General features: G+C 66.2%; 17 protein-coding genes. 6 read left to right on the forward strand and 11 right to left on the reverse strand.

The annotated features are described in order from the left end of the window. Nucleotides 1-33: 33 nt before the first annotated feature. The 4 genes from mrdA (at nt 34) to HU772_RS13890 (ending at nt 5,051) form a co-directional block, all read left to right on the forward strand. The gene (gene mrdA, locus HU772_RS13875; RefSeq protein ID WP_186654998.1) at nt 34-1,926 is read left to right on the forward strand and encodes a penicillin-binding protein 2; all 1,893 of its coding nucleotides are present in this window, start codon (nt 34-36) and stop codon (nt 1,924-1,926) included. Nucleotides 1,927-2,180: 254 nt separating this feature from the next. Beyond that, the gene (gene msuE, locus HU772_RS13880; protein ID WP_186654983.1) at nt 2,181-2,741 is read left to right on the forward strand and encodes an FMN reductase; all 561 of its coding nucleotides are present in this window, start codon (nt 2,181-2,183) and stop codon (nt 2,739-2,741) included. 9 nt (nt 2,742-2,750) lie between these two features. Further along, nucleotides 2,751-3,938 (forward strand): acyl-CoA dehydrogenase family protein, encoded by a 1,188-nt coding sequence (locus HU772_RS13885; protein WP_186654968.1) that lies wholly within the window; start codon nt 2,751-2,753, stop codon nt 3,936-3,938. A gap of 9 nt (nt 3,939-3,947) precedes the next feature. Beyond that, the gene (locus HU772_RS13890; protein WP_186654963.1) at nt 3,948-5,051 is read left to right on the forward strand and encodes a sigma-54 interaction domain-containing protein; all 1,104 of its coding nucleotides are present in this window, start codon (nt 3,948-3,950) and stop codon (nt 5,049-5,051) included. 27 nt (nt 5,052-5,078) lie between these two features. Here the strand turns inward: HU772_RS13890 and HU772_RS13895 are convergent, their stop codons facing one another. The 9 genes from HU772_RS13895 to HU772_RS13935 all read right to left on the reverse strand — a co-directional run bounded on the left by HU772_RS13895 (nt 5,079) and on the right by HU772_RS13935 (nt 16,878). Beyond that, nucleotides 5,079-6,461, reverse strand: a complete 1,383-nt coding sequence (locus HU772_RS13895; protein ID WP_225923021.1) for an MFS transporter — start codon at nt 6,459-6,461, stop codon at nt 5,079-5,081. Next, the gene (locus tag HU772_RS13900) at nt 6,458-7,669 is read right to left on the reverse strand and encodes an acyl-CoA dehydrogenase family protein (RefSeq protein WP_186654955.1); all 1,212 of its coding nucleotides are present in this window, start codon (nt 7,667-7,669) and stop codon (nt 6,458-6,460) included. The genes HU772_RS13895 and HU772_RS13900 overlap by 4 nt, the downstream gene beginning before the upstream one ends. A gap of 205 nt (nt 7,670-7,874) precedes the next feature. Further along, nucleotides 7,875-9,524, reverse strand: coding sequence for a dipeptide ABC transporter ATP-binding protein (locus HU772_RS13905; RefSeq protein ID WP_186654949.1), 1,650 nt, complete (start codon nt 9,522-9,524; stop codon nt 7,875-7,877). Beyond that, nucleotides 9,521-10,375, reverse strand: a complete 855-nt coding sequence (locus tag HU772_RS13910; RefSeq protein WP_186654945.1) for an ABC transporter permease — start codon at nt 10,373-10,375, stop codon at nt 9,521-9,523. Before HU772_RS13910 ends, HU772_RS13905 begins: the two co-directional genes overlap by 4 nt. Nucleotides 10,376-10,476: 101 nt before the next feature. Beyond that, nucleotides 10,477-11,532, reverse strand: a complete 1,056-nt coding sequence (locus HU772_RS13915; protein ID WP_186654939.1) for an NADP(H)-dependent aldo-keto reductase — start codon at nt 11,530-11,532, stop codon at nt 10,477-10,479. A gap of 78 nt (nt 11,533-11,610) precedes the next feature. Beyond that, nucleotides 11,611-12,960: an LLM class flavin-dependent oxidoreductase gene (locus HU772_RS13920; RefSeq protein WP_186654933.1), complete on the reverse strand. Its 1,350-nt coding sequence runs from the start codon at nt 12,958-12,960 to the stop codon at nt 11,611-11,613. A gap of 14 nt (nt 12,961-12,974) precedes the next feature. Then, nucleotides 12,975-14,219 (reverse strand): acyl-CoA dehydrogenase family protein, encoded by a 1,245-nt coding sequence (locus HU772_RS13925; protein ID WP_186654926.1) that lies wholly within the window; start codon nt 14,217-14,219, stop codon nt 12,975-12,977. Nucleotides 14,220-14,239: 20 nt separating this feature from the next. Next, nucleotides 14,240-15,172 (reverse strand): ABC transporter permease, encoded by a 933-nt coding sequence (locus HU772_RS13930; RefSeq protein ID WP_186654911.1) that lies wholly within the window; start codon nt 15,170-15,172, stop codon nt 14,240-14,242. Further along, entirely contained in the window at nt 15,169-16,878 is a 1,710-nt protein-coding gene (locus HU772_RS13935; RefSeq protein WP_186654909.1) for an ABC transporter substrate-binding protein, read from the reverse strand. The genes HU772_RS13930 and HU772_RS13935 overlap by 4 nt, the downstream gene beginning before the upstream one ends. Nucleotides 16,879-17,323: 445 nt before the next feature. Here HU772_RS13935 and HU772_RS13940 point away from each other — a divergent pair, with 445 nt between their 5' ends. Then, nucleotides 17,324-19,429, forward strand: a complete 2,106-nt coding sequence (locus tag HU772_RS13940; RefSeq protein WP_186654906.1) for a TonB-dependent receptor family protein — start codon at nt 17,324-17,326, stop codon at nt 19,427-19,429. Nucleotides 19,430-19,528: 99 nt separating this feature from the next. Here HU772_RS13940 and HU772_RS13945 read toward each other — a convergent pair whose 3' ends face one another. Both HU772_RS13945 and HU772_RS13950 read right to left on the reverse strand, forming a co-directional pair. Beyond that, entirely contained in the window at nt 19,529-21,301 is a 1,773-nt protein-coding gene (locus tag HU772_RS13945) for a coiled-coil domain-containing protein (RefSeq protein ID WP_186654903.1), read from the reverse strand. Nucleotides 21,302-21,650: 349 nt separating this feature from the next. Beyond that, nucleotides 21,651-22,292 (reverse strand): hypothetical protein, encoded by a 642-nt coding sequence (locus HU772_RS13950; protein WP_186654901.1) that lies wholly within the window; start codon nt 22,290-22,292, stop codon nt 21,651-21,653. Between the two features lie 401 nt (nt 22,293-22,693). Between HU772_RS13950 and HU772_RS13955 the strand changes: the two genes are divergently transcribed. Further along, nucleotides 22,694-23,008, forward strand: coding sequence for a DUF2388 domain-containing protein (locus tag HU772_RS13955; RefSeq protein WP_186654898.1), 315 nt, complete (start codon nt 22,694-22,696; stop codon nt 23,006-23,008). The last annotated feature ends 14 nt before the right edge of the window (nt 23,009-23,022 follow it).

The following is a 23,022-nucleotide window of genomic DNA, read 5'->3' on the forward strand; positions in this document are numbered from 1 at the left end:
CTGGAGCGGGCAGGCGCGACCTCACGAGCCCCCATGCCCCAACCCATCCCCCTCAAGGACCACGAAACGGAAAAGCACCTGGTCAACCGCCGGCTACTGGCCTGCGCCATCCTGGTGATATCCCTGTGCGCGGTGCTGGTGGGGCGTCTCTATGTGCTGCAGGTGCTGCAACACGACCAACAGAGCGCGGTGTCGGAAAACAACCGCGTGCACGTGCTGCCGATCCCGCCCGAACGCGGGCTGATCTACGACCGCAACGGTGTGGTGCTGGCCGATAACAAGCCCAGCTTCAATCTGACCATGACCCGCGAGCGCGCGGGCGACTCGGCCAAGGTGCTGGACAGCCTGGCGCAGATCCTCGGCCTGGGCGACGACGACCGGCATCAGTTCGACAAGGACCTGCGCCGTGGTCGCAAGCCGTTCGAACCGGTCACCTTGATGGTCGGCCTGAGCGAGGAACAGATCGCCCTGATCGCCGTCAACCAGTTCCGCCTGCCGGGGCTGGAGGTCGAGCCGCAGTTCATTCGCGAATACCCGCTGGCCGAGCACTTCGCCCATTCGGTGGGCTATGTCGGGCGGATCAACGAAAAAGAAGCCAAGACCCTCGACAACACCGAGTACCGCGGCACCCAGTCGATCGGCAAGACCGGCATCGAACGCTTCTACGAAAAGGAGCTGCACGGCCAGGTGGGCTACGAAGAAGTCGAGACCAACGCCCAGGGCCGGGTGATGCGGGTGCTGCGCCACCACGACCCGGTACCGGGCAAGGACATCGTGCTGAGCCTCGACGCCCACCTGCAGCAGGCCGCTGAAAAGGCCCTGGGCGAGCGCCGCGGCGCGGTGGTGGTGCTCGACCCGGCCAACGGCGACGTGCTGGCGATGGTCAGCAACCCCAGCTTCGACCCCAACCTGTTCGTCAAGGGCATCAGCTACAAGCAGTATTCGGCACTGCGCGACTCCATCGACCGACCGCTGTTCAACCGCGTGCTGCGCGGCCTGTACGCGCCGGGTTCGACGGTCAAGCCGGAGGTGGCCATCGCCGGCCTGGACAGCGGCGTGATCACCCCCGGCAGCCGGGTGTTCGACCCCGGCTACTACGAGCTGCCCAACTACGACCACAAGTACCGCAACTGGAACCGCACGGGTGATGGCTGGGTGGACATGTACAGCGCGATCATGCGCTCCAACGACACCTACTTCTACGACCTGGCGCACAAGCTGGGCATCGACCGCCTGCACGACTACATGGCCGAGTTCGGCCTGGGCCAGAAAGTCTCGCTGGACATGTTCGAGGAAGCCCCCGGGTTGATGCCGTCCCAGGCCTGGAAGCGTGCCACCCGGCGCCAGGCCTGGTTCCCCGGCGAGACGCTGATCCTCGGCATCGGCCAGGGCTACATGCAAGTCACCCCGCTGCAACTGGCCCAGGCCACCAGCCTGCTGGCCAGCAAGGGCGCCTGGCACCGCCCGCACCTGGCCATGACCGTCGGCGGCGACAAGCCGGTCGACCCCAACCCGATGCCGGACATCGTGCTGCACGACAGGCACGCCTGGGACCAGGTCAGCCTGGGCATGCAGATGGTCATGCATGACCCGCGCGGCATCGCCCGCGCCGCCGCCGCCGGCGCCCAGTACCGCATCGCCGGCAAGAGCGGCACCGCGCAGGTGGTGGCCATCAAGCAGGGCGAGCGCTACAACCGCGACAAGACCCTCGAGCGGCATCGCGACAACGCCCTGTTCGTCGGCTTCGCCCCGGCCGAGCATCCGGCGCTGGTGGTGGCGGTGATGATCGAGAACGGCGAGGCCGGTGGCCGGGTGGCCGGGCCGGTGGTGCGCGAGGTGATGGATGCCTACCTGCTGGATGAGCAAGGGCACCTGAAAGCGCAGTATGCCGGTGCGACGCAGGCCCATGCCGTGCCGCACACCTAAATAAAAACACATAAGAATATAAATTCTTATTCTTTTTTATCGATCAACAAACCCTCTATAACGTCTGTAACTGTGCAGCCGCCAACACCCGGCCAACTGTTCGCAGCGCAACACTTGTTCAACAGGCAACGCCCACCAGGCTACAGCGGTCGCCAGCTGAAGACCGCAACCTGTTGATCCATAAAGCAATAACAACCCGGCACGACGATTGCTCAAGCAAAGTCCCCCGCTCACCAAGAACCGGAGACCTGCCCATGAGCACCCCGTTGAACGTCGTTGCCCTGTCCGGCGGCACTGCCCGCCCCTCGCGCACCCTGGCCCTCACCGAAGCGATCCTCGCCGAACTGGGCCAGCACCTGCACATCAAGCCGCAGCTGATCGAACTGGGCGATATCGCCCGGCCGCTGGGCGCCGCGCTGTGGCGTGGCGAGCTGCCCGACAGCGTGGAGCAGCAACTGCGCCTGGTGGAAAAGGCCGACCTGCTGGTGGTGGCGACGCCGGTCTACCGTGGCAGCTTTCCTGGCCACTTCAAGCACCTGTTCGACCTGATCGGCCAGGACGCCCTGGTCGACACCCCGGTGTTGCTCGCCGCCACCGGCGGCAGTGAACGCCACGCCCTGGTGCTCGATCACCAACTGCGTCCGCTGTTCAGCTTTTTGCAGGCGCTGACCCTGCCGATCGGCGTCTACGCCAGCCAAGCCGAGCTGGCCGACTACCGCGTCAGCAGCGACGCCCTCGGCGCGCGCATTCGCCTGGCCGCCGAACGCGCCGTGCCGCTGTTCGCCGCCCACCACGCGCTGCGCAAGAGCGCCTGAGGAGCGATCATGAACGCACCTGTGACCCCAACCCGACGCCCGCCACTGGTCGTTGCCCGTGAACTGGCCGGGCAGTTCGCCGCCAGCGCCGTGGAACGCGACGAACGCGGCGGCACCCCCAAGGCCGAGCGCGACGCCTTGCGCGCCAGCGGCCTGCTGTCGTTGGCCATTCCCCAGGCCCAGGGTGGCCAGGGCGCCAGCTGGCGCGACACCTTCGAAGTGGTGCGCACCTTCGCCCGCGTCGACAGTTCCATCGCCCATGTGTTCGGCTTTCACCACCTGATGCTGGCCACCGTGCGCCTGTTCTCCCGCCCCGAACAGTGGCAACCCTGGTTCGAGCAGACCGCCCGCAAACAATGGTTCTGGGGCAACGCCCTCAACCCGCTGGACACCCGCACCCTGGTCAAGCATTTCGACGGCTGGTGCGAGTTCTCCGGCAAGAAAAGCTTCTGCTCCGGTGCCAGCGACTCGGAAATGCTGATCGCCTCGGCAGTGGATGAGCGCGCCGGCGGCAAGCTGCTGATCGCCGCCATCCCCAGCGGACGCACCGGCATCACCCTGCACGACGACTGGCGCAACATCGGCCAGCGCCAGACCGACAGCGGCAGCGCCAGCTTCGAACGGGTCCGGGTCGAACACGACGAGTTGCTGCTCGACCCTGGCCCGCTGAGCACGCCATTCGCCGCCCTGCGCCCGCTGATCGCCCAGTTGCACTTCGCCAACCTGTTCCTCGGCATCGCCGAGGGCGCCTTCGACGAAGCCCGCCAATACACGCTCAAGGAAAGCCGGCCATGGTTCCGCTCCAACGCCGCCAGCAGCGCCGAGGACCCTTATGTGCTGCGCCACTATGGCGAGTTCTGGGTCGGCCTGGAGAGCGTGCGCCTGTTGATCGAGCACGCCCTCGAGCAGTTGGACGCCGCCTGGGCCCATGAGCATGCCCTGGGTGCCGAGGCGCGCGGCGACCTGGCCCTGGCCATCGGCACCGCCAAGGTCGCGGCCACCCGTCACGGCCTGGATATCTGTAACCGCCTGTTCGAGGTGACCGGCGCCCGCGCCACCCATGCCTCGCTGCGCTTCGACCGCCACTGGCGCAACCTGAGGACGCAAACCCTGCACGACCCGGTGGACTACCGCATCCATGAACTCGGCGAATGGGCCCTCGGCGGCAAGCGTCCCGTCCCCTCTTTCTACTCCTAAGGACTGCCCATGCAACTGCTGACCCTCCCCCCGTCGCCGTCATTGGCCACCTCGATCAGGGCCACCGCTCAGGTCTTCGAAGACCCCAGGTCGCAGGCACTGCTCGCCCACCTGCAGCAGGTCGCGCCCAGCGAAGCCAGCGTGCTGATCATCGGCGAGACCGGCACAGGCAAGGAGCTGGTCGCGCGCCACATCCACAACCTCAGCGGCCGGCGCAACGGCCCGTTCGTCGCGGTCAATTGCGGCGCGTTCTCTGAGTCGCTGGTCGAGGCCGAGCTGTTCGGCCATGAAAAAGGCGCCTTCACCGGCGCCCTGGCGGCCAAGGCCGGCTGGTTCGAGGAGGCCAACGGCGGCACGCTGTTCCTCGACGAGATCGGCGACCTGCCGCTGCCCATCCAGGTCAAGCTGCTACGCGTACTGCAAGAGCGCGAGGTGGTACGCCTGGGCTCGCGCAAAAGCCTGCCGATCAATGTGCGAGTGCTGGCGGCGACCAACGTGCAACTGGAGAAAGCCATCAACGCCGGGCACTTCCGCGAGGACCTCTACTACCGGCTGAATGTGGTGAGCCTGCGCCTGCACCCGCTGCGCGATCGCCCCGGCGACATCCTGCCACTGGCCCGGCATTTCATTCGTAGCTACAGCGAGCGCCTGGGCTATGGCGCCGTGGAGCTCAGCGCTGGCGCCCAGGCCAAGCTGGTCGACTACGCTTGGGCGGGCAATATCCGCGAACTGGAGAACGTGATCCACCACAGCCTGCTGACCTGCGCCGCTGGCGTGATCCACGCCCAGGACCTGCGCCTGTCCAACCTGCGCCTGGAACGCCAGCACACGCCCGCCGGCACCGGCAACACCGTCGAAGACCTGCTGCAACAAGCTTTCAGCCGGCTGTACGAGGAACAACCGGGCGATCTCTACGAAAAGGTCGAACAGGCGCTGCTACGTTCGGCATATCAGTTCTGCCACTACAACCAGGTGCATACCGCGCAGTTGCTCGGGCTGTCACGCAATGTCACGCGCACCCGGCTGATCGCCATTGGCGAGCTGGTGGTGAACAAGCGTCGGGCAGAAGTACCGCCCGCCCTGGATAGCCGGGTGGTGCGCTTGTCGATTTGAATCCGTGCCTGCGCAACCCGGCAGTAATCAGCCCGCCAGGCGCCGGAACACCAGCCCCGAGGCCCCGCACAGCAACGCACACAGCAGCATTACCGTGGTGACATCGCCCACCGAGGTTTCACCGCGTCCGTCCAGGCCGGCGAGGACACTGAGCAGCACCCCCGCCAGGCTCACCGCCATGGCCATGGTCAACTGCACCGACATCGCCGACAACGAACTGGCCGCCGCCGAGCGCTCACCGGGCACGTCCTGGTAGCTGGCAGCGCCCAAGGTAGAAAACTGCAACGAACGCACCAGGCCCGCAGCGAACAGCACCAGCGCCATCAGCCAGAGCGCGGTGTCCTGGTCGAAGGCCGCGCAGGCGGCGATCCCCAGGCCGCTCAACGCCGCGTTGCCGCTCAACACCCGGCGATAGCCGTAACGGCGCACCAGCGGCACCGCCAACAGTTTCATCAGCAACGCGCCGACACCGCCGCTGACCACCAGCCAACCGGCCGCCAGCGGGCTCATGCCCAGGCAGTTCTGCAGCAACAGCACCAGCAGGAAGGGCTGCGCGGCGGAGCCCAGGCGAAACAGCCCACCACCAGCCTGGGCCACGCCAAAGCTGCGCAGGCGCAGCAGCGTCAGGTCGAGCAACGGCGCGGGATGGCCGCGGGCATGCAGCAGGTAGCCCAACGCGCAGGCCACGCCGCCGGCCACCAGCGCCAGCGCCCAGGGCCAAGGCAGTTGGCCCAGGCCCAACGATTCCAGGCCGAACACCAGCAGCGCCAGGGCGCCGCCGCTGAGCAACAGGCCACGCAGGTCCAGTGGCGGTACCGGGCGTGCCGGGTAATCCGGCACATGGCGCAGGATCAGCCAGCTGCCCAGCAGGCAGATCGGCAGGTTGATCAGGAAGATCCAATGCCACGACAACACCGTCACCAGCAGCCCGCCCAGCAAGGGCCCGACCAAGGGCCCGAGCAGCGCTGGCAAGGCCAGCCAAGACATGGCCTGCAGCAGTTGCTGTCGGCTCGACCAACGCAGGATGATCACCTGCCCCACCGGGGTCATCAGCGCCCCCGCCGCCCCTTGCAGCATGCGCCCCAGGCACAGTTGCCAGAGCGATCCGGCCAGGGCGCAGGCCAGCGACGCCAGAGTGAACAGCGCCATGGCCACGAGCATCACCCGGCGTGGCCGAAAACGCTCGGCGGCCCAGCCGCTGAGCGGCACGCACAACGCCAGGGCGAGCATGTACAGCGACACCACCAGGTTCATGCGCAGCCCGGGCTCGCCGAAGTCGCGGGCCATCTGCGGCAAGGCGGTCAAAACAGCCGTGCCATCGACCAACTCCATGAACAGCGCCGCACCAACGATCACCGGCACCTTGGGGCTTTGCGCCTGGCCGGCGAAGGGCGCCGGCTGGGCGGTCAAAACAGCCCCGAGACAGGTGGCCGGGTGCCCTTGAGCTGCCAGGCACCGACTACCGCCGCCTTCCACTGGCGCGGGTTGTGATTGGCCACGGTACGGGCGTTGCGCCAATGGCGATCGAGGTTGTGCTGGCGGCCGGTGGTGGAGGCGCCACCGACCTCGAACAAGGTCTCGGCGGCCTTGAGCGCCAACTCGGCGACCAGGTATTGCGCCTGGGCCACTTCGATGGCGGCCTGTTCCACCGCAGGTTCGGCCAATTGCGCGGCCCAGGCCTGGTCGATACTGGCCGCGGCCTTGAGCACCAGCGCCTCGGCGCCATAGGCGCGGGCGGCGATATCGCCCACCGCCAGCGCCACGTACGGGTCATCCACCGAGCGACTGGCCGTGCTGTGCTTGATTGGCCGGGCATGCTCGCGGGCGAATCGCGTCGCGTCATCCAGCGCATTGCGGGCGATACCGGCCAGCACGGTGGCGAGGAACAGTTGCAGGAATGGCGTGACAAGGGTGCGCTTGCCCTCCTCCACGGTGCGCGTGCGGATCTCGCTGGCCTCGACCCGCACATTACGCAAGTGGGTGGTACCGCTGGCCGTGAGGCGCTGGCCCATGGCATCGAAGTCGTCGACCAGCTCCAGGCCTTCGCGATCACGCGGCAGCACGAACGACACCGGCTGCTCGTCCTCGTCCAGGGCCACGGCGCTGACATAGTCGGCAAACAGCGCGCCGGTGCTGTAGAACTTGCTGCCGTTGGCGCGATAGTGCCGGCCTTCGCGCACCAGGCGCGCGGCGATGACACCGTTGGCGCCGCCCAGCTCCCAGCCGGCGTTGCCGATCACCGCGCCGTCGAGGTAGCGCGCGAACCAGCGTTCGCGTTCCTGCTCGGCGCCCTCGCCCTGCGCCAGCAGCAGCCCTTCGACGAAAGCGAAACCCGGGCGCAGGGCCTGGGCGATGTTGGAATCGACCGCGGCGATCTGCAGCAGCAGCTCGATCACATCGCTGACACTACCGCCGGGGCCGCCGTACCGCCTGGGAATGCGCACGGTGTAAAGCCCGGCGGCGGCGAGTCGGGCGATGGCTTCGTGAGGCAGCTGGCGTTCACGTTCGCGCTGGGCGGCGCCCGCGCCGATGTCGGGTAGCAATGCCGAGATGCGCGCCTTTAGCGCATTGAGGTCGGGGGCTGGCGGTTGGTTGGGAAAACGTTGGAAGGTGGTCATGTTCTGTCCATTGGCTGGAGAAGGAAAATACGCTGGGGTTGGTCAAGGGGGCGGTCGAAAAGGGGCGCCCAGTGGCCCCAGATTCCGAGCCACCCTCGAAATTGCAGGGGGCTGCTGCGCAGCCCTTTCGCGACGCAAGGCTGCTCCCACAGCGGGACTGTTCCCTGTACGACAACGCATCCCCCACAGGGATCGCGCTTGGTGGTCATACTGCGATCCTGCTGGCCCAGGCCGGCCGCGCCGCGGGCAGGTGCGGTACCGCCTCCAGCAGCGCCCGGGTATAGGCATGCCGCGGCTGGCTCAGCACCTGGCGCGCCGGGCCTTGCTCCACCACCCGTCCGCCCTGCATCACCAGCACCTGGTCACTGACCTGCTCGACCACGCCAAGGTCATGGGAAATGAACAGGCAGGCCAGGTTCAGTTCGGCCTTGAGCTCGGCGAGCAACGCCAGGATCCGCGCCTGCACCGACACATCCAGCGCCGATACCGGCTCGTCCAGCACCAGCACCTTGGGCTTCATGGCCAAGGCGCGGGCAATGGCGATGCGTTGCCGCTGGCCACCGGATAACTCCAGCGGCCGGCGGTCGAGCAAGGCCACCGGCAACTGCACCCGCTCCAGCAGCGCGGCCGCCTCGGTCCGTCGCAACCCGCGAGGCACGCCGACCTGAGCCAGGGCCTCGGCCAGCACCCTGAGCACGGTGTAGCGCGGGTCGAACGAGGCCAGTGGATCCTGGAACACCACCTGGATACCTTGCCGAGCCTGCCGGCGCTGCGCCGCCGAGAGCGCCAGCCAGTCTTGCCCGGCCAAGCGTACCTGGCCTTGCTCTGGACGCTCCAGGCCGAGCAGGATACGGCCCAGGGTGCTCTTGCCGGACCCGGACTCGCCCACCACGCCCAGGGTCTGTCCGGCCCGCAGCTGCAGCGACACATCGTGCAGCACAGGTCGCGGTTGGCCATCGGGCCCGACAAACGCCTTGCTCAGGCCTTGCGCCTCCAGCACCACCGGTCGTTCCTCCACCGCGTCCTCCACCAGCGCCAGCACAGGCGCCGCCGGGCGCTGGAAATGCACCACCCGCGCCGCGCTCAGCAGGCGTTGGGTATAGGGGTCCTGCGGGTCCTGCAGGATCTGTTCGGCACTGCCCTGCTCCACCACTCGGCCATGTCGCATCACTAGCACCCGGTCGGCCAGGCGCGCGACCACCGCCAGGTCGTGGCTGACCATCAGCAGGCTGTTGTCGCGCTCGCGCAGCTGCTCCAGCAGGTCGAGAATCTGCGCCTGCACCGTGGCGTCGAGCGCGGTGGTCGGCTCGTCGGCGATCAACAGGCGCGGCTGGCAGGCGATCGCCGAGGCGATCAGCGCGCGCTGGCGCAGGCCACCGGACAACTGCCACGGATACTGTTGCGCGCGAACCTCGGGCTCGGGTACCCCCACCTCGCGCAACAGCGCCAGGACCCGCTGGCGCCGCTGTTCGGCCTCCAATGCGGTATGCAGCCGCAGTGGTTCCTCGACTTCGGCGCCGACTCGGCGCAACGGGTCGAGCGAGCCAAGGGCGTCCTGCATGACGAAGCCGATACGCCCGCCCCTGAGCCGCTGCCAGGCGGCTTCGGACAGCCCCTGCAAATCCTGGCCGGCAAACGCCAGGTGGCGGGCGCGGACCTGGGCGCCGGCCCCGGTCAGCCCCACCAGGGTCCGGGCGGTCACGCTCTTGCCCGAACCCGACTCACCGACCAGGGCCAGGCATTGGCCAGCCTGCACTTGCAGGTCGACGCCATGCACCACCGGCACGCCGTGGAAACTCACCCGCAGGTCCTGGATATCCACCAGCGGTGCCGGGATGTTCTCGAAGATGCTCATAGGCTTCTGCCCTCGCTACGGCGCAGCCAGTCACGGCCAATGACGCTGATGGCAATGACGGTCAGGGTGATCGCCAACGCGGGCCAGGCCATCAGCCAGGGCGCGTTGGCCATGAAGTTGCGTGCCACGGCCATCATCGCGCCCCATTCCGGCGCCGGTGGCGGCGCGCCGAAACCAAGGAAGCTGAGCACCGCGGCGGCGGTGATTGCGCCACCCAGGCCCAGGCAAGCCAGGATCAGCACCGGTTGCACGGCATTGGGCAGCACATGCCAGGCAACCACTGCCAGTGGCCGCCGGCCCAGGGTCACCGCGGCCTCGACGAAGCCGGCGTGGCGGATGCTCAGGGTCTGCGCGCGGACCAGCCGAGCATAGCGCGGCACCGAGGCGACGCCCACGGCCAGGATCAGGTTGCTGGTGCCCTGGCCGAACAGGGTGATGATCACCAGCGCCAGCAGCAGGTCGGGAAACGCCAGCAGCACATCGACGGCGCGCATCAGCAGGTTGTCCAGCCAGGCCGGTGCGAGACCGGCGAGCAACCCCAGCAGCGTGCCTGCGCCCAGGCCGACCAGGGTGGCGGCCAGGCCGATGAACAGCGATGGCCGGGCGCCATGGATCAGGCGGCTGAGGACATCGCGGCCATTTTCATCGGTGCCCAGCCAAAACGCCGGGCTTGGGGGCTGGTAGGCCAGGCGCGCGTCGGCGGCCAGGGGGTCGACGGGCGATAGCCAGTTGGGGAAGGCAACTGCCAGCAGCAGTAGGCCCAGAGTGGTCCAGGCCAATAACAGGCCCGGGCGCAATTGCAAACCCTGCCTGCTGATCAAGGTGGTGGGTGTCGAAATGATCGCGTTCATAACGGTCCTTCTGGGTTGCCTGTTCCGGCCTCTTCGCGGGCAAGCCCGCTCCCACTGGATCACCACCAGCCCGGAGCCAGTGAGATCCCTGTGGCCGCAGGCTACGGAGCCGGGTTTGGAATGCGCTGGTGCACGGCCTGGATCTCGGCCAGCACCTCATCACTGAGCTGCACATCCAGTGCACTGAGGTTTTCCTGCAACTGCGCCAAGCTGGTCTGCCCGGTAATCGCGCTGGCCACGAACGGCTGGCGAATGACGTAGGCCAACGCCAGCTGCGCCGGGGTCAGCCCATGCTCGCGGGCAATCTGCACATAGCTGCCAATGGCGCTGTTGGCCTCGTCGCTGCCATAGCGGTTGAACCTGCGGTACACCGACGACAACCGCGACCCCTCCGGCCTGGCCCCATTGAGGTACTTGCCGGTCAGCGCGCCGAAGGCCAGTGGCGAATAGGCCAGCAGGCTGACCCCCTCGCGATGGCTGAACTCCGACAGGCCGTTTTCGTACAGGCGGTTGAGCAGGCTGTACGGGTTCTGGATGCTGGCGATACGCGCCAGGTGCTGCTGTTCGCTGTGCCGCAGAAACTGCGCCACGCCCCAGGGCGTCTCGTTGGACACGCCGATATGGCGGACCTTGCCGGCCTTGACCTGCTCATCGAGCACCGCCAGGGTTTCTTCAATGGCGGCGGTTTGCGGGTGATCATCGACGTAGGGGTATTCGCGGATGCCGAAGAAGTTGCTGCTGCGGTCGGGCCAGTGCAGCTGGTAAAGGTCCAGGTAGTCGGTGCGCAGCCGGCGCAGGCTGCCGTCCAGGGCCGCGACGATGTTCTTGCGGTCGTGGTGCGACAGGCCATCGCGAATATGTGCCTGGGCCCCGGGCTCGCGGGACGGGCCGGCGATCTTGCTGGCCAGGACCAGCCTGTCACGCCGGCCGCGGCTGGCCAGCCAGGTGCCGATGTAGCGCTCGGTGGTGGTCCAGGTGTCGGCGCGGGTGGGCGTGGGGTACATCTCGGCGGTGTCGATCAGGTTGATGCCGGCATCGAGAGCGGCATCCAGTTGCTGGTGGGCATCCTGCTCGGTGTTCTGGTGGCCCCAGGTCATGCTGCCAAGGCTGAGCAGGCTGACCTGGAGGTTGGTGTGGCCGAGTGGGCGGTAGTGCATGGGGGCCTCCTGATGAATGGGGTTTGGGCTTGAGGCCCTGGGGCTGCTGTGCAGCCCTTTCGCGGCACGAGGCCGCGCCTACAAGGGCTCGCGCAGCGGCGCTTGCTGGGCAGCGAACTGGTTCGCCGCCTTCGGCAATCCCAGGTGATCGCGCAGGGTGGTGCCGGTGTATTCGGTCCGGAACAGCCCGCGCTTCTGCAGCAACGGCACCACCTCCTCGACGAACACCCGCGCCCCGGAGGGAAACATGTCGGGCATGATGTTGAAGCCATCCCCGGCGCCCGCCAGGAACCACTCGGCCAAGGTGTCGGCGACCTGCTCCGGGGTGCCCACGGCCAGGCGATGACCGACCAGGATGCGCCGCGACAGTTGGCGAATGCTCAGGTTCTCGCGGCGCGCCAGGTTCAGCTGCGCCTCGAGAAAGCCATGGGAGCCCCGCTCGAACTCCGCCACCGCGCCAATCCGCGCCCAGGGCAACGGCGCGTCCGGGTCCAGCTCGCTGGCGTCGATACCGATGCGCCCGGCCACCTGCTGCAGCAGGCCATGCTCGCCATGCCAGGCATTGAGCGCGTCGAAACGCGCATGGGCCTCGGCCTCGCTGCTGCCGATCACGGTCGACAGGCCCGGCATGATCTTCAGGTGCTGGGGGTCGCGCCCCCAGGCCTTGGCCCGGGCTTTCATCTCGCGGTAGAACGCCAGGCCATCGGCCAGGGTGGTCTGGGTGGTGAAGATCGCATCGGCGTAGCGCGAGCCCAGCGCCTTGCCACCTTCGGACGAACCGGCCTGCACCAGCACTGGCCGGCCCTGGGGCGAGCGTGGCAGGTTCAGCGGCCCCTTGACCTGAAAGTGCTTGCCCTGGAAGTCCAGGGTGTGGACCTTGCGCGGGTCGGCGAAACGGCCGGCGGCGCGATCGCCGATGATCGCGTCGTCCTCCCAGCTGTCCCACAGTTTGAGGGTCACATCGACGAATTCCTCGGCGCGGCCATAGCGGTCCACATGCAATGGCGCGCCGCTCAGGCCGAAGTTCTGCGCCGCCGCGTCGCCGGCATTGGTGACCACGTTCCAGGCCGCGCGCCCGCCGCTGACATGGTCCAGCGAGGCAATGCGCCGGGCCAGGTTGAAGGGTTCGTTGTAGGTGCTCGAGCAGGTGGCGATCACGCCGATGCGCTCGGTGGCTGCGGCCACCGCGGTCAGCAACACGGTCGGCTCCAGGCGCCCGCCCGGCTGGCTGGCGACGTCCGGCGGCAGCGCCGGGCCATCGGCGAGGAAGATCGCGTCCAGGCAACCACGTTCGGACAACCGGGCGATATCGCGGTAATAGCCGACATCGATATAGGCATCCAAGGCTGCCTCGCCCTGGCGCCAGGCACCGGAGTGGGCACCGAAGCCAAGGATATTCATGCCCAGGCTCATCTGTTGGTCAGACATTCAGTTTCTCCTGTTCAGACCGCGCTGGCTTCATCGCCCGCGCCCTGCCCTTCGCTGGCCGCGGCATGCCGGGCACGCCAGGCCTGGGCCGGGCTGATGCCGTTGAGGTAATAGTCGCCCAATGCCTGTTCGCGGTAGATCGCCGGGTTGTGCGAGGCCAGGGTGCGGGCGTTGCGCCAGTGGCGATCGAGGCGGCGGTTGTTGCTGGTGGCCGAGGCGCCGCCCACTTCGAACAGCAAGGTGCTGGCTTCCAGCACTTGCGGCAGGACGATCTGCTGCGCCTGGAACGCCTGGATTTCGGCATCGGTGTACAGCTGCTCAGGCACCGCGCCCTGCTGCCCGGCCTCGTACACCAGCTGCAGGCCCTGGCCCACGGCCGCGACCTGGGCCTCGGCGGCGAAGGCCAGGCTCGACAGGCTGCCGACCACGGCTTGCACCAGGGGATCGGCGGCCGGTCGCGACTGGCCCGGCACACCGAAGGCACGGCTGCGGCCCTGGACAAAGGCCACGGCATCGGCCAGCACGGCCCGGGCAATGCCCGCCAGGGTGGCCAGGTGCACGGCCTGGTAGAAGGCAGTGAGGTACGACTCGGCACGCAGCTCGCCCTTGGCAAAGCGCCGCAGCACATGCTCGCGCGGCACGCGGACCTGCTTGAAGCGCGTCGTGCCGCTGCCGGTCAGACGCTGACCGAAGCCGTCCCAGTCATCGAGCACCTCCACCCCGGGCGCCCGGGTCGACACCGCCAGGCTGACCAACTCATCGCCGTGGTTGGCCACCGCCGCCACCCAGTCGGCATACAGCGTGCCGGTGCAGTAATACTTCTCGCCATCGAGCCGGTAGCCATCACCGTCGTCACTCAGTTGCACGCTATTGCCGGTGCTGTCAGTACGCTCGGCCATCGCCGCGCCCCACAGCTCGCCGGCCACCACCCGGGCGAACCAGTAGTCCTGGGAGGCGGCGTCGTTGGCGGCCAGACGCCCTTCGACGAAGCCGAAATGGGCGCGGAAGATCTGCGGCAGGTTGGAATCGGCCTGGCCCAGGCGCACCAGTTGGCGCAGCAGTTGGGGCAGGCTCGCGCCCAGGCCGCCGTGGCTGCGCGGCACGCGGATCGCGCCGAGACCGGCTTGGCGCAGCCAGGCCACGGGTTCGTGGGCCAGGCTGCGTTGCTGTTCGCGGGCTACCGCGCCCTCGGCGATACGTTGGTAGATCGGCGCGAAGCGGGCATCCAGTTCGGCGTCGGTAATGGCAAGTTGGCTCATGGAGGTTCCTTTGTCTGAAATCAGTGGCGCGCGGTGCGCGGGTCGATGGCCTGGGTCGCCAAGTCCACCAGCAGGTTGACCAGCACGTAGAGGGTCGCCGCCAGCAGGGTCACGCCAAGCACCAGCGGCACGTCCTTGTTGGTGGTGGCGTCGAGCATCAGCCGGCCAATGCCCTGGCGGCCGAACAGCAGCTCCAGCACCACCGCGCCGCCGAGCAGGCTGGCGAACACGAACCCGGCCAAGGTCACCAGCGGCACCAGGGCGTGGCGCAGGGCATGGCGCAGGTGCACGGCGGTATCGCCCATGCCACGGGCGCGGGCCTGGGTGATGAAGGGCTGCTCGAGCACCTGCTCCAGGGACTGGCGCAGCACCTGGGCCAGCACCGCCGCGATCGGCAGCGCCAGGGCCACGCTGGGTAGCACCAGCGAGCGCCAACCGTGCGAGCCGGACGGCGGCAGCAGGTGGAAGTGGAAGGCAAACGCCAGCAACAGCAGCGTGCCGATGACGAAGTTGGGCGCCGACGACAGCACCAGTTCGATACCCGAGACCAGCGCGCGCAGACGTCGCCCGCGGTTGGCGGTGAGCAGCGCCGAGCACAGCGCCAGCAAGACCGCGAGCAAGGCCGCGCTGCTGGCCAGGGCCAGGGTCGCGCCGACCTGCTCGCCGATGGCCTGGCCCACCGGTACCCGCAAGCGGTACGACTCGCCCAGATCGCCCTGGGCCAGGCGCGCCAGGTAGTGGCCGTATTGCACCCACAGCGGTTGGTCGAGGCCGTACTCGGCGCGTACCTGGGCGAGCATTTCTGGGGTGGGCATGGCATCCGGGCCGCCGAGGATGGCCAGCGCGGTGTCGCCACCACTGTGCTGCACGCCGAGGAAGGTCAGGCTGGCCGCCGCCCACAGCACGATCACGCCGTCGCGCAGGCGGCGCAGTAAAATCGTCAGCAGGTTCATGGTTGCTCCTTTGCCAGCCACACGCTGGTGAACAGGGGAACGTTGTGCGAACCGTCGAACAGCACGCCTCCCACCGCGTTGCGGTAGGCCACCAGCATCTGGCTTTCCACCGAGGGCACCGCCGGCACGGTCTCGCCCAGGCGCTGCTGGGCCTGGCGATACAGCGCGCGACGTTGCGCCGGATCGGTGCTGCGACGAGCCTCGCCGAGCAGGCGGTCGAGGCTGGCGTCGCGGAAATGGCCGACGTTCTGGCCCAGCATCCGTGCCGAGGGAATCGAGTCGCTGTGGTAGAGAATGAACAGTCCATCGGCCGTGTTGGTATGCCAGTAGCCGCCGCCGAAGGCGTCGAACTGGCCGGCATAGCGCAGTTCCATGACCTTGGAGATGGGCAGCAGCTCGATCTGCAGGTCAAAGCCGACCTTGCGCAGGTCGGCCTGGGCGGCGACCGGGACATTGGCCGGGAACGCCGGGTTGTCATAGGTCAGCAAGGTGGCGCGCAAGCGTTGGCCGTCACGGGTACGAAAGCCCTCACGGTCACGCCCGGTCCAGCCTGCTGCATCAAGCAGGCGGCCGGCGGCCAGCGGATCGTAGGCCAACGCATCACGGGCCACCGGGTCGTAGCCCGGGGTGTTGACGGCGAGGAAGTCGCCCTTGGCCAGGTATTCGCCAAAACCCGAGACCCACGCCAGCCCGTCGCGGTCGACGGCCTTGGCCACCGCCTGGCGTACCCGTACATCGTCGAACGGAGGGCGCTCGACGTTGAAGGTGATGCTGCGCGACGGATTGCCCTTGCGGATGCGGTTGCGCAGGGTCAGCGCCGGGTTGGCGCGTATCGCCGCAGCGTTCTGTGCCGGGGCGTCCAGGGCCATGTCGCTGTCGGCGGCCTCCAGCGCGGTATAGCGGATCATCGCTTCGGGCACGTAGCTCAGTTCGATGCTGTCCAAGTAAGCCTCGCCGGGGTGGTTGATCGCCGCGGGCGCCCAGCGATAACCCTCACGCCGCTCGAAGCGCGCGCCCTGGTCACGAGTCCAGGCGCTGAGCACGAACGGCCCGGTGCCGATCGGCTGGCTGGCGATGGTCTTTGGCGCCTCGAGGATCTGCCGCGGCGAAATCATCCCCAGCCAGGCCTGGGCCAGCACATCGAGGAACGGTGCATAAGGCGCGCGCAAGGTCGCTTCGAAGGTGTATTCATCGATCACCCGGCCACTCAGGTAGGGCGCGATGTAGGCGGCGGTCAGCGGCGATTTGGTGCGTGGGTCGCGCATGTGCTCGAGGTTGACCCGCACCGCCTCGGCATTGAAGCGCTCGCCGTCGCTGAAGGTGACGTCGTCGCGCAGGTGGAAGGTGTAGGTCAGGCCATCGGCGCTGATGTCCCAGCTTTTCGCCAGCCACGGCGTGAGGCTGCCGTCCTCGGCCTGGTACACCAGGCAGTCGAACAGGATGCGGCCCAGCCACTGGATATTGCCGTTGGACAAGGCATGGATATCGAAGCTGCCGGCATCACTGGCGGCGGAAACGCGCAAGGTGCCGCCACGCACACCGGGGCGCTGTTCGACGAAGTCGCTGGCGGGATAGCGCAGCACGCCGCTCGCCTCGCTGACCGCCTCGCCCTTCAGGCCACTGGAGGTGTCCGCTGGCGTGGCGGGGGAGCAAGCGGTCAGGCAGAACAGACTGGCCAATGTTGCTCGCTGAATAAAGTGCCTCATGTAATACCCACACTTTCGCTGATCGACAGCTGGGGTATTGCACTAGTCGTGCCAGGATTTAAAAGCCTTATTTATTGATCAGGCGATGCGAAAATCATCTTTAAACACGACAAACTGTTCAATCGGTGTTGCCTGGACAACATCCAAACCACCCGCACAGACCGCTCTATGGCAATACTTTCATGGCACGACCGAAAACCAGGAGTGACGAAAAAGGCCGCGAACGATTTGGGCATTTATATATAACCGCTGCTGTTCGCCAAACAACATCCGTTCAACAATTCGTCGCTGACTGTTCAGGCTTATTGTTCGACAACATGGTGATTGCCCATAACTTCAGGGCACCCACTCAGCTGGCACAGAACCTGCTCTGCACCTTCCCCGACTGGCCTGACTATTCCCATAGAACGCCGAGGACCTACGATGTTTTACAAGGAATACAACGATGCGTGCGATCCATCCCCTCCCCTTGCGCCTGGCGATCCGCCGCGCCGCCCTGGCCGCCACCGCACTACTGGCACCGCTCCCGGTGCTGGCCGCCGACCCGACTCTCGGCACGGTGACGGTGCAAGGCGCCAAGCAGACTGAAGTACAAAAAGCCAGCAGCGCCCTGGCCGAGGTACCCGGCGGCACCAGCGTCGCCGACAGCGAAGAGGTCGCCAAAGGCCGTACCGCCACCTTGCAGGACACCCTCGCCTACCAGCCCGGCGTATTCGTGCAGTCCACCGGCGGCAACGATGCGGCGAAGATCTCGGTGCGCGGCTCGGGCGCCAACACCTCCCCGGGCTACTTTCGCGAAGGGCTCAAGTTCCTCTTCGATGGCCTGCCGCTGACCGGCCCCGGCGGCACCCCCTATGAGTTCCTCAACGCCAGCGGCGTCAACTACACCGAAATCCTGCGCGGTGCCAACGCCTTCCAGTACGGCGCCCTGACCCTCGGCGGCGCGGTCAACTTCGTCAACCACAGCGGCTACACCGCCCCCGGCCTGCGCCTGCGCGCCGAGGCCGGCAGCTATCACTACCAAAAGCAGAGCATCAGCTACGGCGGCGTCGAGGGCGACCTCGACTATTACCTGCAGGCTGACAACTACCGCAACGACGGCTACCGCGACTACAGCCTGTCGCAAAGCTCCGGCATCGTCGCCAACGCCGGCTACCGCTTCAGCCCGAAACTCGAGACCCGCGTGCTGCTGCGCTACCGCGACGAGGTCCATAACGACCCCAGCGCCACCACCCTCGATGCCGCCCTGCATCACCCGCGCCGTGCCAGCGCCACCGCCGAAAGCAGCGGCAACGGCGCCCGCCGCCCCGGCAGCATCTGGCTGGGCAGCAAGACCACCTACACCTTCAACGACGACGCCCGCCTGACCGTGGGCCTGTCCTACCACGACTACCGCCACGCCAACAGCCCGCGCAGCCCGAGCAACCCCAGCTACTGGGACTGGCACGACCTCGGCCTGCTGCTGGGCTACGACCGCACCGACTACCTGTTCGGCCATGAAAGCCGCAGCAATATCGCCTTCACCTCCACCCAGCACCTGCGCGGCGGGGTCAACTCGGCGACCGGCGACAAGGTGCCGCTGAAGAAGGTCGACTACACCGACTCGTTCGACCGGGTCATCGCCCTGGGCAACGACCTCAACCTGGTCGATGGCCTGTGGCTGACCAGCGGCGTGTCGTTCATCAACGTGCGGCGCAAGATCGACATCGACTACGCGGTGAACGCCAACCGTACCGATTTCCCGCAGAACGTCGACTACGACAACTGGAGCGTCGCCCCACGCATCGGCCTGCGCTATGAGTTCGCGCCGAACTTGCAGGTGTTCACCAACTTCAGCCGCAGCATCGATCCACCCGCCACCTGGGAATATTCCGGCTCTGGCCCGACCCTGCCCTATGTGCGTCCGCTGGTCGAACAAAAGGCCAATACCTTCGAGATCGGCATCAAGGGCTCCCAGGGCATCTTCGACGGCAGCCTGGCGCTGTACCGCTCGTGGATTCACGACGAGCTGCTGAATGTGCAGATCATCCCCGCCACCGCCACCTCGGCGGCGGTCACCGGTGCGTTCAATGCCTCGCCAACCATTCACCAGGGCATCGAGGCCGGGCTCAACACGCGACTGTGGGAAAACGACCAAGGCGACCTGGTGCGCTGGCGCCAGGCCTACACCTACAACGACTTCTACTACCGGCACGACAGCACCTTCGGCGACAACCAGTTGCCTGGCGTGCCCAAGCACATCTACCAGGGTGAGTTGCAGTACCAGGACCACAGCGGCTGGTACACCGGCGTCAATGTGCAGTCGGCGTCGCGCACGGCGGTGGACTATGCCAACAGCCTGTATGCGCCGTCCTACACGATCTGGGGGGCGAACCTGGGCTACGAGGCGCCCAAGGGCAACTGGAAGGTCTCGCTGGACCTGAAGAACCTGGCGAACAAGGCCTACGTGACGGCGGTGACGCCGGTATACAACGCCCAGGGGCAGGACACCGCGTCGTTCTGGCCAGGGGATGGGATTGGCGCGTATGTGGGGCTCGAGCTGAGGTACTGACATTCAGTGCCTGTCGCCTGCTCCGCCAACAAGGCTGGCGCCTACGGGCTGCGGTTGCCACCGTAGGGCCGGCCTTGCCGGCGAACACCGCAGTGACCACTACCCCTGGGCAGCGCGCTCCTGCAGTTCGCGACGGTAGCTGTCCAGCGAGGCGAGACGCTGCGTGCTGACAGCATCACGTGCTTCGGCGATGGTATTGAGTTGATGCGCGGCCTGGACCAGGTAGTCCTGCAACTCCTCGCCAATGATGTAGCTGCCGGAAAGCTTGTTCAACTTGCTCCAGCCGTCATTGAATAGTTGCACGAAGTCCTGCGATACCGCGCTGACCGCATGCCACTCAGCCGTCTGGGTGATGAAGAAGCAATCAGTGGTCAGCAACAGCTGCTGCAGCCGGTTGCGGCGCAACGACTCGCTGTTGCCGGCTCGGTCGTAATCCTCAACTCGCTCCAGCGCTTCATCGATAATCAATTGCATGAAATCGACAAAGGCTCTGAAGAAGAACGCGATTTCTTCGACGATCTCCTTGCTGCGCTTGAGCGCCGCCACACTCAAGTTCAGCGACTTCACCGCCAGCTCGATGCTCTGCTGCTCACTGCGTTTGCCACCGAGCAGCACCGTGATGCGCACCAGTTCGGCGGCCTGTTCACGCCTGACATTCTCGTAACGCTCGACGTTATCGAGCATCTGGAATTCCAGTTGGCGCAGCGAGGCCGCCTGCTCCTTCATCTGCTCGCTCACATCACTGGCCGCTTGCGCCAGCTCGCGCAGCAGTGCCCCCAGTTGCTGCTCGACACCGGCCAGCTTCGTTTGTGCCTCGCGCAGTGCGCCACGCTCTTGCTCCAGGCCTTTCTCCAGCTCTTGCTTCACCAGCTCGCCAGTTGCCGCCGCATATTGCGCCGCCAGATCAGACACTCGACGCTTGTGCTCCTCGACAACACCGAGCTGCACCTGGCGTTGCCCCTCCAGGTTAGCCTGCTCCACCAGCTTGCCGGGATCGATGTCGGCGTTCGGCTGACGATTGAGGGCGCCTACAGTTACCGCGCCAAACAGGGCCGAGGAACCACCGGTGGCCCCCAGAGCAGCCAGGGGCAGGACGGCGGCCAGTACCTGGGTGGCACTTTTCAGCAGCCCGGCCCAAAACGATTTCTGCTCGGCGCTGTTGGCTTGCTCGCCATAACGACGGGCCAGCACCTCGAAGCGCTCGACCTGCTGCTGGAGTTCGCTGACCAACTGGTCCAGTTGCTCCCGACGGGCCGTGGCCTCAACGATTTCCTGCTTGATCTTGCGGTTGGCCTCGATCGTCTCGCTCAAAGCCAGCTCGCTGGAAGCCATGACCGCCTCGATATCAGCGAGGATCCGCTCATAACGATTGACAATACTGGTCAGGTCGGCGCGAACCTCACCCGCGCTGGCGGCGATATCACGGGCCATCGCCAGCAAATCGGTGCTGACGAAGTGCCTGATCTCCTCAGCGTCATTGGTCTCCTTCACATCCAGCCAATCGGGCAACAGGTTGCGCAACTGGCGAGTAATACGTTCGGCTATGCGCACGGCACCCTTGATGCTGCTCTCGCTGTCCTGCTGCGCGCGAATCAGCGCATGCATGATACCGGCGATGCGCACGCGGATTTCGCCTTGCTCCTGAGGCGTGGTGTTGTAGGCGATGTACAGCAGTTCGATGGCGTGGTCGGTATCGGTCTTGATCCGTTCGACCTCGTAACTGCCTTCAAGCTTGCTTCTGAAGCTGGTGACCAGTGGAGCATTGGCCTCAGGCAAGCGCAGTGGCTCGACTTTGACCAGAGCCTCTATCTGCTCGGCGATCTGATTTTCCAGCAGGGCATTTCGGTTGGTAAAGGAGACAATTTCAGACATGGGATTATCACTTATCAGTAGGTATGGAGCCGGTGTTTCTGGTCAAGACCCGAGCACTCGGCCGACTTACCTGGGCCGCTGAATCCTGTAGGGATGCTGCTGGCCAGGCAGGGCGAATGTGACAGTGGCGTCCAACTCTGATTAAGCAGGAAGCAATCCCTTATGGCGTAAGAATGCCTGAGCCAGGTAGGTAGGAAATGCGATCGAAAAACACGCAAGCAACGCTTTATCCCGCAGATAACGCAAGACTGTTACAAGCAGAGGGGAGGAAGTCGGCGGGCCGACAAGACAATCAGCCCAAATCGTTCGATCTGGCCGTGGGCCCCCTAGGGCCACGGCGCGCAACCTGTCACAGATCGGAGGTACGACAGTCGTCCTCCCATTGGCTCGGGTAGCGCACATCCTCGCCACGCAGCGGCGGCCAGGCATCGAAAAGCAATTGCCGGCTGGCCTGCAACGCGGCGGCCAACGGCTTGAGCAAGGGCTCTACCTGCTGCGCGTGGCACTGAGGTTGCTCGGCGCATTCCTCGATGGCAAACAGCACATCGTCCAACACCGCGACATTGCCTTGCCAGCGCACGCGCGTCGCGCTTTGCCAAGGCTTGATCAGCGCAATGCTCTGCTCGGCGCGGCGGGCGACGGCAAGGCTGCGTTGCAGATTGTCGACCTCGCTTTCCAGCCCCAGGAGGTATAAGCGATGCTCCGGCCGGCCCGGCGGGTTACCGTACAATGCCAATGCCTCCAGCAACTTTTGCCGGGCCTGCTCCAACATCTGTTGCAAGTCGTTTTTGCGTCGCAGCTCGGCACCAAAACGCCGCTCGATATCTTCAAGGCGCTCGATCATCAATTGCTCGACACTGGCCATACGGCTCTGGCACAGCGTCATTCGGGCCAATAGCGCATCCGTGGGCGTGGCGCTGGTATCAGCCACCACCGCCCCCGCGCAGATCACACCAATGGGTAACAACATCCGCAGTTTCATTCGTTTCATTGCGTATCTCCTGTAAGGGGTACGCAGTGAAACGCCATACATAACGCTTGATCAGCGGGAACCTGCTCCCTGCTCATTGTTGTGAGTTGCAGCGGTGATGACCTCTTCTCGCCATACATCGCCGTGAACCAGGGATAAAGCTGCGTGCGCTATTCGTAGTTCGCTCAGATTCAGCCAACCGTTTCGCCATTGGCGCGGACAATCCTGACTTCGCGCCCAAGGGCATCGGACACTTGGATCACGCCTTCGATGCAAGCTATCACCCGGTGCCGGGCGAAAATACCGGCAGAAATGGTAGGCCGGTGGGCCTCGCGCAAAGGCGCCGGAACTCCCAGCCATCGGCAGGGTTCTTAACAACATGCAGTAATTCCCTTGGGCTTCACCCTTTCGGAGGACTCGCCATGCGCCGTTTACTGCTCGTTCCCTCGCTACTGCTCCTGCTACCCGCCGGGGCCGCCCTGGCTCGCGTCGATGCCGGTGACGTCGCCACCTCGGCTGGGGTCTCCGCCTCGCTGTACTCGACCTTCAAGGACGACAAGCGGATCATTCCCGCCCACGACGAACTGGCGGCCTTCGTCGCCAGCGGCGGCGCCATTCGCGGCGCCTACCTGGAGTCGGCGCTGGCCCAGGTGCGCCAGGCGCATCCCGGCATGCAGGCCAGCGACGAAGAGCTGGCACGCGCGCTGCTGTCGCAGGACGACACCATCGTCCCGTGACGCAACGCAATCAC

Origin of the sequence: Pseudomonas xantholysinigenes, from assembly GCF_014268885.2 — a bacterium.
GTDB classification, from domain to species: Bacteria; Pseudomonadota; Gammaproteobacteria; order Pseudomonadales; family Pseudomonadaceae; genus Aquipseudomonas; species Aquipseudomonas xantholysinigenes.

Bases quoted from the DNA above. Each gene is read 5' to 3' on its own strand.
- mrdA (WP_186654998.1), top strand. From the start codon at position 34: ATGCCCCAACCCATCCCCCTCAAGGACCACGAAACGGAAAAGCACCTG.
- msuE (WP_186654983.1), top strand. From the start codon at position 2,181: ATGAGCACCCCGTTGAACGTCGTTGCCCTGTCCGGCGGCACTGCCCGC.
- HU772_RS13885 (WP_186654968.1), top strand. From the start codon at position 2,751: ATGAACGCACCTGTGACCCCAACCCGACGCCCGCCACTGGTCGTTGCC.
- HU772_RS13890 (WP_186654963.1), top strand. From the start codon at position 3,948: ATGCAACTGCTGACCCTCCCCCCGTCGCCGTCATTGGCCACCTCGATC.
- HU772_RS13900 (WP_186654955.1), bottom strand. From the start codon at position 7,669: ATGACCACCTTCCAACGTTTTCCCAACCAACCGCCAGCCCCCGACCTC.
- HU772_RS13905 (WP_186654949.1), bottom strand. From the start codon at position 9,524: ATGAGCATCTTCGAGAACATCCCGGCACCGCTGGTGGATATCCAGGAC.
- HU772_RS13910 (WP_186654945.1), bottom strand. From the start codon at position 10,375: ATGAACGCGATCATTTCGACACCCACCACCTTGATCAGCAGGCAGGGT.
- HU772_RS13915 (WP_186654939.1), bottom strand. From the start codon at position 11,532: ATGCACTACCGCCCACTCGGCCACACCAACCTCCAGGTCAGCCTGCTC.
- HU772_RS13920 (WP_186654933.1), bottom strand. From the start codon at position 12,960: ATGTCTGACCAACAGATGAGCCTGGGCATGAATATCCTTGGCTTCGGT.
- HU772_RS13925 (WP_186654926.1), bottom strand. From the start codon at position 14,219: ATGAGCCAACTTGCCATTACCGACGCCGAACTGGATGCCCGCTTCGCG.
- HU772_RS13930 (WP_186654911.1), bottom strand. From the start codon at position 15,172: ATGAACCTGCTGACGATTTTACTGCGCCGCCTGCGCGACGGCGTGATC.
- HU772_RS13935 (WP_186654909.1), bottom strand. From the start codon at position 16,878: ATGAGGCACTTTATTCAGCGAGCAACATTGGCCAGTCTGTTCTGCCTG.
- HU772_RS13940 (WP_186654906.1), top strand. From the start codon at position 17,324: ATGCGTGCGATCCATCCCCTCCCCTTGCGCCTGGCGATCCGCCGCGCC.
- HU772_RS13945 (WP_186654903.1), bottom strand. From the start codon at position 21,301: ATGTCTGAAATTGTCTCCTTTACCAACCGAAATGCCCTGCTGGAAAAT.
- HU772_RS13950 (WP_186654901.1), bottom strand. From the start codon at position 22,292: ATGAAACGAATGAAACTGCGGATGTTGTTACCCATTGGTGTGATCTGC.
- HU772_RS13955 (WP_186654898.1), top strand. From the start codon at position 22,694: ATGCGCCGTTTACTGCTCGTTCCCTCGCTACTGCTCCTGCTACCCGCC.